The sequence below is a fragment of the Nonomuraea sp. IBHARD001 genome, from assembly GCF_056106265.1.
On sequence record NZ_JBWBBW010000002.1, the window covers coordinates 3,633,072 to 3,648,524 of the forward strand.

The 15,453-nt window shown below is 71.7% G+C and carries 15 protein-coding genes; 6 read left to right on the top strand and 9 right to left on the bottom strand.

The window, feature by feature from the left end; all coding sequences use genetic code 11:
* Positions 1-18 precede the first annotated feature (18 nt).
* From ACTWNK_RS18670 to ACTWNK_RS18680, 3 genes are read left to right on the top strand one after another with little or no spacing between them, the layout of a single operon-like run.
* Positions 19-1,248, top strand: a complete 1,230-nt coding sequence (locus tag ACTWNK_RS18670; protein ID WP_474305401.1) for a LolA family protein — start codon at positions 19-21, stop codon at positions 1,246-1,248.
* A 2-nt stretch (positions 1,249-1,250) separates the two neighbouring features.
* Complete coding sequence (locus ACTWNK_RS18675; protein ID WP_474305403.1) at positions 1,251-2,231, top strand: ABC transporter ATP-binding protein; 981 nt, start codon at positions 1,251-1,253, stop codon at positions 2,229-2,231.
* Entirely contained in the window at positions 2,218-3,153 is a 936-nt protein-coding gene (locus ACTWNK_RS18680) for an ABC transporter permease (protein WP_474305405.1), read from the top strand. Before ACTWNK_RS18675 ends, ACTWNK_RS18680 begins: the two co-directional genes overlap by 14 nt.
* Positions 3,154-3,229: 76 nt before the next feature.
* On the opposite strand, the gene ACTWNK_RS18685 is transcribed toward ACTWNK_RS18680, so the two are convergent.
* Both ACTWNK_RS18685 and ACTWNK_RS18690 read right to left on the bottom strand, forming a co-directional pair.
* Positions 3,230-3,976 (bottom strand): YcnI family copper-binding membrane protein, encoded by a 747-nt coding sequence (locus tag ACTWNK_RS18685; RefSeq protein WP_474305407.1) that lies wholly within the window; start codon positions 3,974-3,976, stop codon positions 3,230-3,232.
* A 49-nt stretch (positions 3,977-4,025) separates the two neighbouring features.
* A complete protein-coding gene (locus ACTWNK_RS18690; protein ID WP_474305409.1) occupies positions 4,026-4,562 on the bottom strand; it encodes an MFS transporter in 537 nt (178 codons plus the stop codon).
* Between the two features lie 94 nt (positions 4,563-4,656).
* On the opposite strand from ACTWNK_RS18690, the gene ACTWNK_RS18695 reads away from it, so the two are divergent.
* A complete protein-coding gene (locus tag ACTWNK_RS18695; RefSeq protein ID WP_474305411.1) occupies positions 4,657-5,136 on the top strand; it encodes a hypothetical protein in 480 nt (159 codons plus the stop codon).
* Here ACTWNK_RS18695 and ACTWNK_RS18700 read toward each other — a convergent pair.
* The 4 genes from ACTWNK_RS18700 to ACTWNK_RS18715 form a co-directional block, all read right to left on the bottom strand.
* Positions 5,130-5,894 (bottom strand): ABC transporter ATP-binding protein, encoded by a 765-nt coding sequence (locus tag ACTWNK_RS18700; protein ID WP_474305413.1) that lies wholly within the window; start codon positions 5,892-5,894, stop codon positions 5,130-5,132. The genes ACTWNK_RS18695 and ACTWNK_RS18700 overlap by 7 nt on opposite strands.
* Before the next feature lie 2 nt (positions 5,895-5,896).
* Entirely contained in the window at positions 5,897-6,685 is a 789-nt protein-coding gene (locus tag ACTWNK_RS18705) for an ABC transporter permease (protein WP_474305415.1), read from the bottom strand.
* A complete protein-coding gene (locus ACTWNK_RS18710; RefSeq protein ID WP_474305417.1) occupies positions 6,678-7,400 on the bottom strand; it encodes an ABC transporter permease in 723 nt (240 codons plus the stop codon). The genes ACTWNK_RS18705 and ACTWNK_RS18710 overlap by 8 nt, the downstream gene beginning before the upstream one ends.
* A 170-nt stretch (positions 7,401-7,570) precedes the next feature.
* Positions 7,571-7,954 carry a hypothetical protein gene (locus ACTWNK_RS18715; protein WP_474305419.1) on the bottom strand — a complete coding sequence of 128 codons (384 nt, stop codon included), beginning with the start codon at positions 7,952-7,954 and terminating at the stop codon, positions 7,571-7,573.
* A 107-nt stretch (positions 7,955-8,061) separates the two neighbouring features.
* Between ACTWNK_RS18715 and ACTWNK_RS18720 the strand changes: the two genes are divergently transcribed.
* Together ACTWNK_RS18720 and ACTWNK_RS18725 are read left to right on the top strand one after the other, a co-directional pair.
* Positions 8,062-8,877 carry a siderophore-interacting protein gene (locus ACTWNK_RS18720; protein WP_474305421.1) on the top strand — a complete coding sequence of 272 codons (816 nt, stop codon included), beginning with the start codon at positions 8,062-8,064 and terminating at the stop codon, positions 8,875-8,877.
* 222 nt (positions 8,878-9,099) lie between these two features.
* Complete coding sequence (locus ACTWNK_RS18725; RefSeq protein WP_474305423.1) at positions 9,100-10,587, top strand: serine/threonine-protein kinase; 1,488 nt, start codon at positions 9,100-9,102, stop codon at positions 10,585-10,587.
* Between the two features lie 3 nt (positions 10,588-10,590).
* Here the strand turns inward: ACTWNK_RS18725 and ACTWNK_RS18730 are convergent, their stop codons facing one another.
* The 3 genes from ACTWNK_RS18730 to ACTWNK_RS18740 all read right to left on the bottom strand — a co-directional run bounded on the left by ACTWNK_RS18730 (position 10,591) and on the right by ACTWNK_RS18740 (position 15,080).
* A complete protein-coding gene (locus ACTWNK_RS18730) occupies positions 10,591-11,847 on the bottom strand; it encodes a TolB-like translocation protein (protein ID WP_474305425.1) in 1,257 nt (418 codons plus the stop codon).
* Positions 11,844-12,389, bottom strand: coding sequence for a SigE family RNA polymerase sigma factor (locus ACTWNK_RS18735; RefSeq protein ID WP_474305427.1), 546 nt, complete (start codon positions 12,387-12,389; stop codon positions 11,844-11,846). The genes ACTWNK_RS18730 and ACTWNK_RS18735 overlap by 4 nt, the downstream gene beginning before the upstream one ends.
* 282 nt (positions 12,390-12,671) lie before the next feature.
* Positions 12,672-15,080, bottom strand: a complete 2,409-nt coding sequence (locus ACTWNK_RS18740) for a M4 family metallopeptidase (RefSeq protein ID WP_474305429.1) — start codon at positions 15,078-15,080, stop codon at positions 12,672-12,674.
* Between the last annotated feature and the right edge of the window lie 373 nt (positions 15,081-15,453).

Genomic DNA, 15,453 nt, shown 5'->3' on the forward strand with positions numbered 1-15,453 from the left:
ATACCGTTGAGGAGTGACATGGAGTCGCAGGGAATCAGAGGCAGGCTCGTGAGGTGGGGCGTGCCGGTCGCCGCCGTCGCCGTGATCGGCGCGGCGCTGGGCACCGGCCCGGTCATCGCCGCGGTCAGCGGCGCCCCGGCGCTGCCCGAGCGCTCGGCCCAGCAGTTGCTCGCCGACGCGGTCAACGCCGCGCAGAAGGGGTCGCTGCCCCCGATGTCGGGCACCGTGCTGGAGACCGCCTCGCTCGGCGTGCCCGGCCTTCCGGCGGGGCTCGACTCGAGCTCGCCGCTGTCGTTGTTGTCGGGCTCGCGCGAGGTCAAGGTCTGGTACGGCGACCACAACCGGGTCAGGGTGGCCCTGCCGGGCCAGATGAGCGAGACCAATGTCATCGTGAACGGCGACCAGGCCTGGCTGTGGGAGAGTGCGAGCAACACCGCCACGAAGATCAAGATGACGCCGCAGCCCAAGGACGTCCCGGCCCTGGGTGAGCGCGCGCCCACCGGGCTGCCGACCGGCCTGACGCCGCAGCAGTTCGCGCAGAGCGTGCTGGCCAAGGCCGACACGCACACCGCGATCAGTGTGAGCAACACCGACGAGGTCGCGGGCAGGCCGGTGTACCAACTCGTGCTCGCCCCGAAGGACCCGGCCTCGCTGGTGCGCGACATCCGGGTGGCGCTCGACGGCGAGACGCTGGTCCCGCTGCGCGTGCAGGTCTACGCCGACGGGGCCGCCGAGCCCGCCTTCGAGGTCGGCTTCACCTCGGTCACCTTCACCGAGCCCGCCGCCGAGAACTTCGCCTTCGTCCCTCCGGCGGGCGCGAAGGTCAAGGAACAGGCGCTGAGCGACCTCGTCCCGGCCCAGGAGGACGCGAAGCAGGAGGCGCACGAGGACGAGGCGGCGGTCAAGGGCCGGATCAAGGTCGTCGGCGACGGCTGGGCCACCGTCGCGATCGTCCCGTTCGACCTGAAGGACCTGCGGCAGGCCGCCGAGCCAGGCAAGGACGAGGCGGGCGAGGAGGCGGGCCAGGGCCTGCCGGGTCACGGTGAGGAGAGCGACCTCGCGGGCGGCGTCAGCGGGCCCGCGCTGGCCAAGGCGGCCCTGAGCGCGGCCACGCCGGTCAGCGGCCCGTGGGGCAGCGGCAAGATCATCAAGACCAAGCTGTTGACGCTGCTCCTGACCGACGACGGGCGGCTGCTCGTCGGCGCCGTCACCCCCGAGGAGCTCATCGAGGCGGCGGGCAAGAAGTGACCATGCTGGACATCGCGGGGGCGCCCTTCGGGGCGGCCCCGCCCTCCGGGGCCGGCGACGCGATCGTCACGCGCGGCCTGACCAAGCGCTTCCGCGGCGGCCAGGTCGCCGTGGACCACCTCGACCTCGCGGTGCCGCGCGGCTCGGTCTTCGGCTTCCTCGGGCCCAACGGCTCGGGCAAGACCACCACCATCCGCATGCTCCTCGGCCTGGTCGCCCCGACCGAGGGCGACTGCTCCCTGCTCGGCGAGCCGATGCCGCGCGGCATCGCCTCGGCCCTGCCCCGCGTCGGCGCCGTCGTCGAGGGCCCCGCCTTCTACCCGTACCTGTCGGGCGAGGCGAACCTGCTGCGGTTCGACGCCGCCGACCCGACCGCGCACCCGCGCACGGCCAGGGCCAGGGTGGCCGCCGCGCTCGAACGCGTGGGTCTGGCCGCGGCGGCGGGCAAGCGCTATCGCGCCTACTCCCTCGGTATGCGCCAGCGCCTGGCCATCGCGGGCGCCCTGCTCGGGCCGCGCGAGCTGCTCGTGCTCGACGAGCCGACCAACGGCCTGGACCCGCAGGGCACCAGGGAGGTGCGCACCCTGGTCAAGGAGATCGCCGCCGACGGCACCACCGTGTTCGTCTCCTCCCACCTGCTGGCCGAGGTCGAGCAGATGTGCACACACGCGGGCGTCATGCGCACGGGCCGGCTGGTCGCCCAGGGCACGATCGCGTCGCTGAGCGGCGGCACGCCGGTGCGGATCAGGGTGGAGACGCCCGACCTGGCCCAGGCGGCCGGGGTGCTGGCCGGGCTCGGCCTGACCCAGGTGTCGTCCGAGCCGCCCGCGGTCAGCGCCGACCTCGGCGGGCACGCCCCCGAGGCGATCACCTCGGCCCTGGTCGCCGCGGGCGTCGCCGTACGCGGGCTGGCTGTTGTGCGGCCGAGCCTTGAGGACGTGTTCGTGGGCCTGACAGGGGAGGGTTTCGATGTCGAGCACTGAGACCGAGACGGCGCCGCTTGCTCCCGAGGCGCACGCTCCCCGGGGGATCGGCGCCGCCGCCGTGCGCGTGCGGCCCGCCTCGCGGGGGATGCGGGCCTTCACCCGGCTGCTGGGCTCGGAGATCGGGCTGACGATGCGACGGCCGCGCAATGTCGTCATGCTGGTGGTGCTGGCCGCCGTGCCCGTGCTGATCGGCGTGGTGCTGCGCATCCTGGGCAGTGACGGCGGCTCCGACACCGGCTCGTCCGGTGTGGGCGCGATCATCGAGCAGACGGCGGGCAACGGGCTGTTCCTGACGCTGTCGGCGCTGTTCGTGCTGGTGCCGCTGCTGATTCCGGTCGCCGTCGCGGTCGTGGCGGGCGACTCCATCGCGGGTGAGGCCGGGGCCGGGACCCTGCGCTACCTGCTCACGGCCCCGGCGGGACGCACCAGGCTGCTGGCGGTCAAGTACGCCAACGCGGTGGTCTTCTCCTTCGTCGTCACGGCCGTGGTGGCGGCGACGGCGCTGATCACCGGGCTGCTGCTGTTCCCGACCGGCCCGATGACACTGCTGTCGGGCACGCAGGTCGCCTTCGCCGAAGGGCTGCTGCGGATCGTGCTCGTCGTCGGGTACGTCGGCCTGGCCATGGCCGCGCTCGCCGCCGTGGCGCTGGCGCTGTCCACGCTGACCGAGGCGCCGATCGGCGCGATCGCCGGGACGGTCGTGCTGGTCATCGTCTCGCAGGTGGTGAGTGTGATCCCGCAGCTCGACGCGGTCAGGCCGTTCCTGCTCACCACGTGGTTCACCGGGTTCGACGGCGCCCTGCGTGACCCTCTGGCCTACGGCGACCTGCTGGACGGCGTGCTGGTCTTCGCCGCCTACATCGCGGTGGGCTGCTCGATCGCCTGGGCCAGGTTCAGCGGGCGCGACGTCACCGCGTGAGCGGCGGGAAACGGAAGAGGGACCGACGGGGGATCGGCCCCTCTTCCGCCTGTCACCGGGCCGGGCCCGGCCGCGCTCAGGAGGCCGAGCGCCTGCGCAGGCCCAGCACCCCGAAGACCACGCCGACCAGGCCAGCGACCAGCCCGGCGCCGCCCAGGATCCTGGCGGTGGAGTCCGAGCCGTCACCGGATGCGGCCGCGACCGGGCTCACCGAGGGGGCCGCGTGGGCCGCGGGCGCGGTGGAGGCCGAGGCGGCGGGCGAGGCCGAGGCCGCGCCGTGGCCGTCGTCGCCGGTGGCGGGGGTGAGCTTCAGCACGGGGGCCGGGCGCTCGGCCTCGCTGCCGTCGGCGGCGGGCTCGTCGTCCCACTTGACGACCTCGCCGTTGGAGTAGGTCTGGTCGGCGGGGAAGATCAGCTGGTCGGTGTCCTTGGGCAGCATGCCCATCGACACCTCGAACTCCTGGAACTGGCCGGGCTCGATCTTGCCGCCCGACCAGGTGACCTTGGTGACGGCCTCGGTCAGCTCGCCGTACTCGGTGGTGACGGGCTTGGGCAGCTTGCCCTCGGTGACCTCGACCTTCCAGCCGGGCACGGGCCTGACCGAGACGAAGGCCAGCGGGTGGTCGGCGGGGAAGGTGACCTCCAGCTTGGTCGTCGAGGCGTCGTCGCGCTCGTTGGGCACCCGGAAGGCGACCTTGGTGAATCCGCCCTGCTCGGCGCTGCGCGGGTTGATGGTCACGTGTGCGAGCGCGGGCAGTGCGAGCCCGATGGTGAGCGCGGCGGCGGCGGCGAGCACGGTGGCGGCACGACGGGGGAAGGACATGGCGAAACTCCACTTCGGGGGATGGGAAACGGGATGAGGCGTCAGGTGTTCAGGCGGGAAGTGGAGGACCACGCCTGCTGACGATGTGACGGAGCACCCGCCCGCGAAGCCCGGCGGCCGAGTCGGCGACCGGCGCGGCCTGCCGTACGGCGGGCGGGGCCTGCGGCTCGGTGACGGGCAGCAGGACGCGGCCGATGCGGCGCAGCAGCGCCCACAGCGCGGCCTCGCCCCTGCTCATCCACCAGGCCGTGATCAGGGTCGCGGTCAGGTGGGCGGTGAGCATGCCGATGCCCTGGCCGAGGCCCTGCCCGTGGGCGTGGGCCGAGGCCGTGCCCGGCGTGTCGGTGCCGAACAGCACGTGCAGGACGACCTGGGCGCCGACGAGCGCGACGTTGATCGTCCGGGGTGAGCGCTCCCTGCCGCCGAGCACGACGGCCAGTGCGGTGGCCCCGGTCAGACCCGCGCAGACGGCGAGCGGATCGGGCGCCTTCCCCCCGGCCAGCGCGTGGCCGAGGGCGGCAAGAGACACGCAGACGGCGCCGAAGGCAGCCGACCGCGCGAGCCGCAGAGGGAGGTGCGCACGCATAGCTGACGCATATGCTCTCACGAGACCGCTATCTCTGCCGTTTTGCGGTATTTGTCGCTAGGGTCGGGGCGGGCTCCGACATGAGGTGATGACGATGCGGCACTTCGTTGGTCTGCTTCTCGGCGTGCTGGTGGCCGGTGTGCTCGTCGCCGGAGGCGGATGGGCGGTGCAGGAGGCGGTGGGCGGCGCGACCGGCCCGCTGACACCGGCCAACGGTATGCCGCTGTGGATCGCGCTCGGCTCGATGGCGGCGATCGGCCTGCTGCTCGGCCTCGTGGTCGCGGGACGGGTCTCGCCGCTGGCCACGTTCGTGCCCTCGATGGTGCTGCTGGCCTGGACGGTCGTCTACGCCCTCGACGCGCCGAGGGCGCTGTCGTTCGTGCCCGACGACCCCTCGCTGCACCAGGTGCTCCTGGAGGCGGGCCGGGGCGCTGGCCTGCTGCTCACCACCGGTGTGTACGCGATGCTCGGTGTCGCGCTGTTCGTCCCCGTCCTGATGCCCTCCCGCTGGGCCGGGCGGCGCGAGGACATCGAGGACGACTACGAGGAGAGCCAGGAAGGCGCCTACTACTGATGTGAGCCTTCGGGGTCGGCGTGCCGGGTGTAGAGCCTGGTCACCACGCCCTCGATCGACGACTCCTCGGGCATGGTGGCCATGAGCGCGTCGAGGTCGCCGTCGAAGGCCAGCCTGCCGTGGTCGATGAGCATGACCCGGCGGCACAACTGCTCGATGTCGCCCAGGTCGTGGGTGGTCAGCAGCACGGTGGTGCCGCGTTCGGCGTTGACCCGGCGCAGGAACGTCCTGATGTTCGCCTTGCTCACCACGTCGAGCCCGATCGTCGGCTCGTCCAGCACCAGGACGTCGGGCGCGTGCAGGAGGGCCGCGGTCAGGTCGCCGCGCATGCGCTGGCCGAGGCTGAGCTGACGCACCGGCGTGCGCAGGAACGCGGCCAGCTCCAGCGTCTCGACCAGCTCGTCGAGCCGCTCGCGGAACAGCTTGCGATCTACTTTGTAAAGGAGCCGGATCAGTTCGAAGCTGTCCCTGAGCGGCAGGTCCCACCACAGCGTCGTACGCTGCCCGAACACCACGCCGATCCGCCGCGCCAGCGCCGTGCGCCGTCTGGACGGGTCGAGTCCCGCCACCCGGACGCTGCCGGAGGTCGGGGTGAGGATGCCGCACAACATCTTGATGGTCGTCGACTTCCCGGCACCGTTGGGACCGAGGTACCCGACGAACTCGCCGGGCGCGACCCGGAACGACACCTCGTGCACGGCATGCACCACCGTGCGCCTGACCTTGAACGAACGGCCTGCCCGGTCAAGTTCGATCATGCTCAACTCCCCGTCGAACGGTAACGAAGGACGCCCGCGCGCCAGGCGAGCCCGGCCACCAGGCCGAGGACGAGCGCCACGACCGGCGCGAGGAAGCCGGCGAACGCCGGCATGCCCAGCGGGTCCGGCCGATCCAGCACGTAAAGCCCGGGCAGCCAGTTGACGAACGCCAGCGGCAGCACGTAGGTCGCCCCGCGCACCACCTCACGCCCGTAGACGGTCATCGGGTACTGCGTGAGCTGCCCGCCGCCGTAGGTGAAGGCGCTGCCCAGATCGGGCGCGTCGACCAGGACGAACTGCAGCGCGCCCGCGAGCGTCCACAGGGCGCCGAAGATGGCGGCGCCGCACACCACCATGACCGGCACCATCCACAGCCGCCCGGCCTCGACCCCCAGCGCCGGCAGCGACAGGCAGAGCACCACCAGCGGCTGGATCATCCTGCCGACACGCGCGGGCACGAACCTGTCGGTCGCCACCTGGACCCACGAGCTCGCCGGGCGGATGAGGATCGTGTCGAACGTGCCCGACCTGATGTGCGCGCCGATGCGGTCGAGATTGCTGAACAGCAGATCGGCCAGGGCGAACGCGGTGCCGCTCGCGCCGTACATGAACAGCACCTCGGTGCGTCCGAAACCGCCGAGCGACGTGGTGTTGGCGAAGATCACCAGAATGACGGCAAGGTCGAGACCGGACAGGATCGCACCGAAGACGAGCAGCAGCGTGAACGACACCGGGTACGCCGCGGCGGCGCGGGTCCAGGTCCACACCAGCAGCGCGTAGCTCCTAACCACCCTGGATCACCACCTTGTGGCGTATCGCCCTGGTGGCCAGCGCGCCCAGGCCGAGCAGGACCGCACCCCACAGGAGCTGGAAGCCGAGCGCGGGCAGCAGATCGGCCTTGCCGAGATAGACGTCGGTCGGCACCTGGACCATGGCCGCCCACGGCAGCGCGCGGGACGCCTCGCCCAGGACGCCGGGAATCAGCGGCAGCGGCACCATCAGGCCGCTGAAGAAGGTGGTCAGCACGGTCGAGGCGGTGGACACGCCCCTGTCGTCGACCAGCCAGCAGACCGAAAGCGCCACCAGGTACCGCCAGCCGAAGCTGACGACGAAGGCGGCCAGGAAGGAGAGCAGGAAGGCGGCCAGGTCGGCGGGCGCGACGATGCCGAACACCAGGGCGCCGACCGCCATCGGCGCGAGGCCGCGTACGAGCAGCAGGTAGGCGGCCCGGCCCAGGTCCTCGGCCATCGACCAGGCCTGCAGCGAGGCCGGTCTGACCAGGTCGAGTGCGATGTCGCCGCTGCGGATGCGCTCGGGTATGCCGAGACCGCCGCCGAACAGCTGCATCGGGCCGATGAGGGCCTGGCTGACGAAGCAGAAGGTGACGGCGTCGAGCACGTCGTAGCCCGCCAGGCCCGGCCTGGCCTGCCACAGGGCGATGAGGACGTAGGCGCGAAGGATGCCGAAGACGCTGTTGGTGAACGCGGCGGCGACGGCGGCGCTCACATAGGTGGCGTGTTTGCGGAAGCCGTACCGGACGAGCCGGGCGTAGAGCGGTATGGTCTGGCACCTCCGGAGGGTGACGGGACGGTGGCGAGCCGTGCCCGGGGGCGCGCGGGCGGGTCCCGGCGCGAGCGAAGCAGTATGGCCGGGGCGCGGGCGGCCGGGCAACAGGATTACCGGTCGGCCAGCCGGTAGACGAAGCGCAGCCCCGACCAGGTCTCGTCGACCGCGCACACCTTGTTGTCGACCAGCCCCTGCTCAAGGCCGTAGGCCTGCACGTGGGCCTCGGTCAGGTCGGTCGGCACGCCGCCGGCGCGCTTGGGCCAGCACACCCACAGGCCGCCGTCGCGCCTCAGGCGGGCCGCGCAGGCGGGGAAGGCGGCGTGCAGCCGGGCGACGTCGGGGCAGAACAGGAGGACGACGTCGTAGGGGTCGCGGCCGGCGCGGCGGTGGTAGGGGCCGATCGGCAGGTCGGTGGGGCCGCCCAGGACCAGGACGCGGTGGTCCGGCTTCACACCCAGTTTGACGGGCAGCGGTGTGCCCGAGTATCCGGCCATACGGTCAGCTTCTCACGGGCGGCCTCGCACGGGCGTGGGAAGACGCGGGCCGTCGGGCGTCGTTGGCCTAGGTGTAGGTTAGGCATACCTAAGAGCAAGGGGAACCGATGACACACCGTGGTGTCGTGCGCAGCGTCGAGCAGCTCACTCCGCACATGATCCGTATCGTCTTCGCCGGTGACGGCCTGAGCGGGTTGCGCACCGAGGGGCTGACCGACCACTACCTCAAGCTGGTCTTCCCCTATGACGACGTGGCCTATCCCGAGCCGTTCGACATGGCCGCCATCAGGGCGTCCTTCCCCCGTGAGCAGTGGCCGAGGCTGCGCACGTACACGATCAGGGCCTGGGACCCGGAGGCGCTGGAGCTGACCGTGGACTTCGTGCACCACGGCGACAAGGGCCTGGCCGGTCCGTGGGCGGCCAAGGCCGAGCCGGGCGACGTCATGCTGTTCGCGGGGCCCGGCGGCGGCTACGCGCCCGACGCCGACGCGGACTGGCACCTGCTGGTCGGCGACGAGAGCGCGCTGCCGGCGATCGCCGCGGCCGTCGAGGCGCTGCCCGCCGACGCGGTCGCCCACGTGTTCGTCGAGGTCGACGGGCCCGCCGACGAGCAGAAGTTCGAGACCGTCGCCGACGCCCGCGTCGTGTGGGTGCACCGGGGCGCGGCGCCGGTCGGCGACGCGCTCGTGGCCGCCGTCGAGGGCCTGGAGTTCCCGCCGGGCGACGTGCATGCGTTCGTGCACGGCGAGGCGGCCTTCGTCAAGCGCCTGCGCCGCCTGCTGCGGGTGGAGCGCGGTGTCCCGATGCCGAGGTTGTCGATCTCCGGCTACTGGCGCACCGGCGTCGACGACGAGGCCTGGCGCGCGGTCAAGCAGGAGTGGAACCGTCAGGTCGAGGACGAGGAGAGCGCCGCGATCGGCTGATCGCCCGGGAGGCTCCGGCACTGGTCAGGCGTCACTCGCGGCCATCTCGTCACAGTGATATCTGGCCAGAAGGTAGTAGAGACCTAACCTCCCATACCCCCTGTGAAAGTCATGCGAAAACGCGTCCGCGTTGGGGCCACAGTGTGCTGTGCCGTGTCCCGGACGTGAGAGGCATGACTTTCGATGACTCGTGGTGGTTCTTCGAACGGCATGCCCCCTGGCGTGCGAGCTCTGACGGTGGGCGATCCGGTCATCATCGGCCGCCATCTGCTGCTGGGCAGGCTCGGCACGGGCGGCATGGGCGTGGTGTACCTGGCCGAGGACCCCAAGGGCGGATCCTCCGGCGGTCTGGTCGCACTCAAGACGCCGCATGCCGTCCATCTCAACGACGCGACGCTGCGGGCCAGGTTCGCCGAGGAGGTCGCCTTCTCGCGGCGTCTGGTGCCCTTCTGCACGGCGGCCGTCATCGAGGACGGCGTCGATCGGGACCGGCCCTACCTGGTCACCGAGTACATTCCGGGCCCGGCGCTGTCGCAGGTGGTCGTCGGGGCGGGCGCGCTGACGCCCGACCTGGCCTACGGGGTGGCGCTCGGCGTGGCCGCCGCGCTGGTGGCCGTGCACGAGGCCGGGCTGGTGCACCGCGACCTCAAACCGGGCAACGTCCTGCTGTCGCCGCACGGCCCTCGTGTGATCGACTTCGGTATCTCGCGTGACGTCGACACCGCGGCCCAGCACACCGAGGCCGGGCAGGTCATGGGCAGTCCCGGCTGGGTCGCCCCCGAACGCCTGACGGGCGCGCCCGCGCTCCCGGCCTCCGACGTGTTCTCGTGGGGCTGTCTGGTGGCCTTCGCGGCCACCGGCCATCACCCGTTCGGTTCGGGCGAGGCCGACGTGCTGACCCGCCGCATCCTCGTCGAGCCTCCCCGTACGGCGGGCGTGCCCGCGTTGTTGCGTCCGGCCGTCGAGGCCGCGTTGCGCAAGGACCCGGCCGAGCGGCCCGAGGCGCGTGACCTGCTGCGGGCGTTGCTGGCCGCCGGTGGGGTCGGCGATCCGTGGAACCTCAGGGCGGCCGTCGAGCACGTGATGGGGGAGATCTGGAGCGCCGTGCCGTACCCGGCGGGGGCGGGTGGGCGTGGCGCGCCGGTGGCCGGGCCGGACAAGGCGGCGGGCGGGGGGCAGCAGGAGGCGAGGCCGCGGCAGCGCAGGGCGCGCACGGGCGCGCATCTGTCGCATGCCGGCTTCGCCGCGCTGGCCACCGTGTCGATCGCCGCGCTCACCGTCGCGGCGGCGGGCAGCGGCATCGGCATCGGCGGCGCGTCCGAACCGCCGGCCGGAGCGCCGATCGTGCTCCCGCACGGCAGTGCGAGCTCCACCGTCAGGGCGGTGCACGGCACTCCGGCGCACCCGACGGGAACGGTCCCGATCGGCCTGCCCACCCCCACGGTCGTCGTCACGCGCACCCGCACGCTCGCGCCGTCGCGCCTGCGCAGCGCCGACGGCGAGGACGGCCCGAAGGGCGGGCGGCCGACCGTGCCGGGCCAGGGGGAGGAGGGCGGCGGGTGCGCCGAGCCGATGGGGTGCCCGCATCCCACGACGAGTATCAGCACCATCCCGCAGGAAGGGCCGGGCGAGTCGCCGGACCCCTCCGGCTCGGTCACGCCCACGTCGGAGCCGCCCGCCTCGACGCCGCCGCCCGCAGGCGCCTCCTGAGCGCTACTTGATCTTGGACAGGTCCACGACCAGGTAGGAGGTGCCGATGGTGTAGCTGACCAGCCGCCCGTCGGTCATCCCCAGTGCGGGCGCCGAGTAGCCGCCGTCCTTGCCCGGCCGTACTCCCGGGTCGGCCGTCCTGCCGGTGGCCAGGTCGACCAGCGCCACGCCCGTGGACCTGCCCCGGCTGCCCATGAGCGGCTGGGAGCCGAACCTGTCGCCTGCCATCTCGCCCACGCCGTACCCGAGATCGAGCAGCCTTTCGCCTGATCCGTCGCGCAGGCGGTAGAAGCCCTCCTGCTTGTTCGGGGTGCGTCCGGTGCAGTGCGTCACGTCGCAGTAGACGAGCCGCTCGCCGGGTCTGACGACGGCCTTGCTGACCTGGCCGGTGTCGACGTCGAGCAGCTCCTCCCGCGCGTCGCCCTTCTGCGCGGCCCTGACCGCGTAGGGCCAGCGCACGAGCGTGAACCCCTCGGTGCCGGGCACGGCCTGCGCCGTTCCGCCCCCGAGGGGAACGGTGAACACGCCGCCGCCCGGGGCGCTGTAGGCGAACCGGTCGCCGACGACGGCCAGGTTGTCCCCGCCTCCGCCGACGATGCGCCCGCCGGTGCTGATCTCGCGTGGTGTGCCGCCCGACACCGGGACGCTCCAGAACCTGGTCTCCCTGTCGCCGCCCTGCTCCCTGATCGTCTGCCAGGCGATGTGGCCGCCGCCGCTGGTCCAGCCCGAGGAGTAGACGCCCTTCGGCGTGGTGGTGTCGGCGATCTTGCGTGCGCTCGCCGTCGTGAGGTCGTAGGCGTAGATGGCGCCCGCCTTCTCGAAGCTCTCCCAGGCCTCCAGGAGCACGGTGTCGTCGTCGAGGAAGAGCCACGGCCTGACCCGCTGCCCGGTGTCCAGGACGGTGGGCACCTTGTGCAGGGCCTGCGGCCACACCTCGGCGATGGGCGGCGCCGAGGCGAGCGGCTGGTAGTCCCCCTCGGGCCCCGGCTCGGCCACGGCGGCCTCCTGCGTGGCGGCCGGGTTGGCCACCGTGTCCCGGACCGCCTTGCCGCCCAGGGGGTCGCCGCCGGTCAGCGCCACCACGCCGCCCGCCAGGGCCACGACCGCGACGGTCGACGCGGCGGCCGCGAGGAGCGCCCTGCGCGTCCTGCGCCTGCGGTAGCCGCTCTCCACCTGTACGGCCAGCCGCCCCGGCGCGTGCGGCGCACGTTCGGCGGCGCTGGTCAGCGTGTCGCGGATGCTGCCTTCGAAGTCGTTCATCGGGCACTTCCCTTCGTAGCCGCGGGGTGAGGGGCCGTCGGGTGGGGGGCCGTCGGGTGGGGGGCCGTCGGGTGGGGGATCGCATGGCGCATCTTGTCCAGGGCGCGCGAGGCCTGGCTGCGTACGGTGCCCCGGGAGACGCCGAGCACCTCGGCGATCTCGGCATCGGTGAGCTGCTCGTAGTAGCGCAGCACGAGAACGGCGCGCTGCCTGCGGGGGAGGACGGCGAGCGCCTGCCAGAGGCCCTCCTCGCGGTCGGAGGGCAGGGCGTCGAACCGGCCTTCGTCCGGCAGGTCCCAGGCCAGCTGCTCGCGCCTGCGTCGTCGCCACACGCCGATGTGCAGTCTGGCCATGATGGTACGGGTGTAGCTCTCGGGGTCGTGCTTGCGCCGTACCCGGGCCCAGGCGCCGCGCAGCCGGATCAGCGCCTCCTGGGTCAGATCGGCCGCGTCGTGCGGGTTGCCGCTGAGCACGTAGCCGTAACGCAGCAGCGCGTCGGCCCGTTCGGCGACGAACTCCGCGAAGCGCGAATCGTCTTCCATGCCATGCCTTTCCTTCATCCGTCACAGCCCAGACGGATGAGGAGGGCGAACTGTTGCACGGGGCGGCAGGCTGGCCGGCCCGGGCTTCGAGCTCGCCTGCCGCTCGCTCGGCGGACAATGCACGATGAGAGGGTACTGCGGCCCCGCGGGCGATTGTTTTCCGATGAAATTGTTTATCGCGATAACCGAAGTTGACCGATGAATTGCCGATCTGATGAGAATGGCGGAGCACGATGCGGCCCCGGCGCACGGGGAAGGCGCCGGGGCCGCGGACGGAACGGGTCAGGACTTCGTGATCTTCACATTGTCGACGCCCGCTTCGAGCAGGCTGGCCGTCGAGGCGTCGGCCGCCTCCACCAGCAGCCGCACCGTCTGACCGGCGTACGACGACAGGTTCACGGTCGCCGTCGCCCAGGCGCCCGCACGGTTGGATGCCGCGCCCGCCTGCTGGAAGACCACCGTGTTCGTGGAACCGCTGACCACCTTCACCCGCAGGTAGTCGGCGCTGCTGGCATTGTTGAGATGCGCCAGGTACCACGAGAACGTCAGCGTCAGCGTGCCGCTCGGCAGGACGATCTCCGGCGATCTGACACTGGTCAGGCCGCCGTCGACGTCGTAGTCACCTGCCGCGCTGCCCGCCAGGCGCCCGGTCACCAGGTCGTTGCTCCCGCTGACCGTGGTGCCCTGCTGCAGCGCCGTACCCGAGTACGAGGTCGCGGCCGGGTCGCCGCGCTCCCACACGCCGGAGGTGGCGGTGTCGGTGCCCGAGGCGTTGACGCCCCAGCCGAGGTTGGTCTCGAAGGTGTCCTCGAAGACCGTGTTCGTGGTGGTGCCGACCACGAGCGTGAACGGCGCGGTCCGGTCCACACTCGTGCCGTCACCGGTCACGATCACGTTGTACGTGCCGGGTGTGGCGGTCGCCGGCACGTTGATGGCCAGGGTGGAGGAGGCCCCGGACGTCACCGACGGCGGGGTGAAGGTGTGAGTGGTGCCGGAAGGCAGGTTCGCCGCACTGAACGTGACGGTCTGGGCGGCACCCGACGTGGTCTGGGTGTTCACCGCGACGCTCACGCTCTGGCCCGGCTGCACGGTGGCCGACGTCGGGTTCAGCGTCAGCTGGAAGTCCGGTCCGCTGCCGCACGTCGTGGGCTCGCCCGATGCGGCGGGCACGCTCACGCCGAGCCAGGCGGCCTTGACGGCGTTGAACTCGGCGCAGGAGCCGGGGAACAGCTGGATCGCCGCCTCCAGCGAGGCCTTGCGGACCAGGGCGTGCGTCCAGGCCGTGGTCTTGCGGTTCAGCGCGCCCATGAAGATCTGGCCGGCCTTCTGGATGCCGATGCCGGTCAGCGTCGTGCCGTTGCACGTGGTGCTCGCCGGCTGGCCGTTGGTCGGGTTGGTGCCCTCGGCCAGCAGGTAGAACCAGTGGTTCTGCACACCGGCTCCGGCGTGCACCTCCATGCCGGGCACCGAGGCCGAGTAGCAGTTGGGGTTGCCCGAGATCAGCGACGGGTTGTGCATGTAGCGGATCGGGCCGCTGCCCACCAGGTTGACCTCTTCGCCGACGCTGTAGTCGGGCGGGTCGAGCGCGGCGGGCAGATTGGCGTAGAACTCGGTGAGCGCGCCGAAGATGTCGCCCGTCGACTCGTTCAGGATGCCCTTCTCGTTGTTGCCGGTCGAGCCGCCCGGCGTGGTCTGGAAGATGGCGTGGCCGTACTCGTGGGCGACCACGTCGATCGGCGTGGCCTGGCGCTGGTTGTCCTGGGAGTGGCCGAAGTTGGTGTAGCTGCCGTTCCAGTACGCGTTGACCTGGGCGAGGCCGACCCTGGCGGGGAAGCCGCCGCCGGTGCCGTTGATGCCGTTGCGGCCGAGCCACGACGACAACATGTCCCATTCCTTGGCTCCGGCGAACATCGCGTCGACGCAGGCGGTCTCCAGGTCGGTGCCCGAGCCGTTGCCCCAGTTGTCGTCCGGGCCGGTGTAGGCCGAGCCGTTCTGCCCGCCGCAGCGCAGGCCGCTCCTGGCCGGGTCGGTCATGGAGTACGTCGAACCGCTGAGCGTGGTGCCGATCGTGACCGGATTGCCGTTGTAGTACCCGTTGCCGGTTCCGGCCTTGACCTCGTCGGACTGCTCGGCGATCTCGCCGGTCAGCGCGTCGACGAACACGTGCAGCTTGCTCTCGATGCCGTTGCGCGTTCCCTCGGCGACGACCTCGTAGGCGAGGCGGCCCGTGCCCTGGGCCATGACCGAGAGTTGCGGGGTAGAGGAAGTGGTGACCTCGCTGAGTTGCGCGCGGGCGATCTCGGTGGCGGCTGCCGGGGTGAGCTTGGGCGTGGTGGCGACGCTCAGCGTCCGGTCCTGGGCGATGGAGGTGCTGAGGACGCCGCCGGTGCGGTTGGTGACGACGACGAAGTCGCCCCCGTACACGGGCAGTCCCGCATGGGTGCGGGTGTAGGAGACGTAGTTCAGGCCACCCTGGCCTTCGACGACTCCACGACGTTGGAACGAGTCCCGCGACGAGGCCCGCAGGAGCTGTGGCTCCGCGGCGACGAGGCGGTCGGCCGCCTGTGCGGCCTGCTTCGGGTCGGAGGTGGCTGCGGCCTGGGGGGCGGCGGCACCGGCCGGGATCGTGGACAGGGCCACGAGTAATCCCGCGACCGTCGTGACGAGCGCAAACGCAGCATTGCGTTTCACACGACACTCCTTCTGCTCTTGGCGACACAAAGGATGTGTGGTCCCAATGGGATATTTAGGACCGATCGCAATGTGACTACGTGACAAACCGTCCGTCAAGAGGCAAGAAAGCTCAGCGGAATTAGCGGAGGTCTGACGGTAAAGGAGGGGCCGAAGCTGGTGACCAATTTGATTTCGGACATACGTTGCGTACTGGGGTGGTGGGGTGGGGGGTGTGGGGTGATTTGCGGTGGATGTGGGGGTGAGGATGGGGGGTGGTGAGGTGAGGGTGGTGAGGGTGAGGGTGGGGTTGGCTGTGGTCGGCGGGTGGTGGGGCCGGTCGGGTGATGGTGCCGCTCGGGTGGTGGTGGCTGTCGAGTGGTGGTGGCTGTCG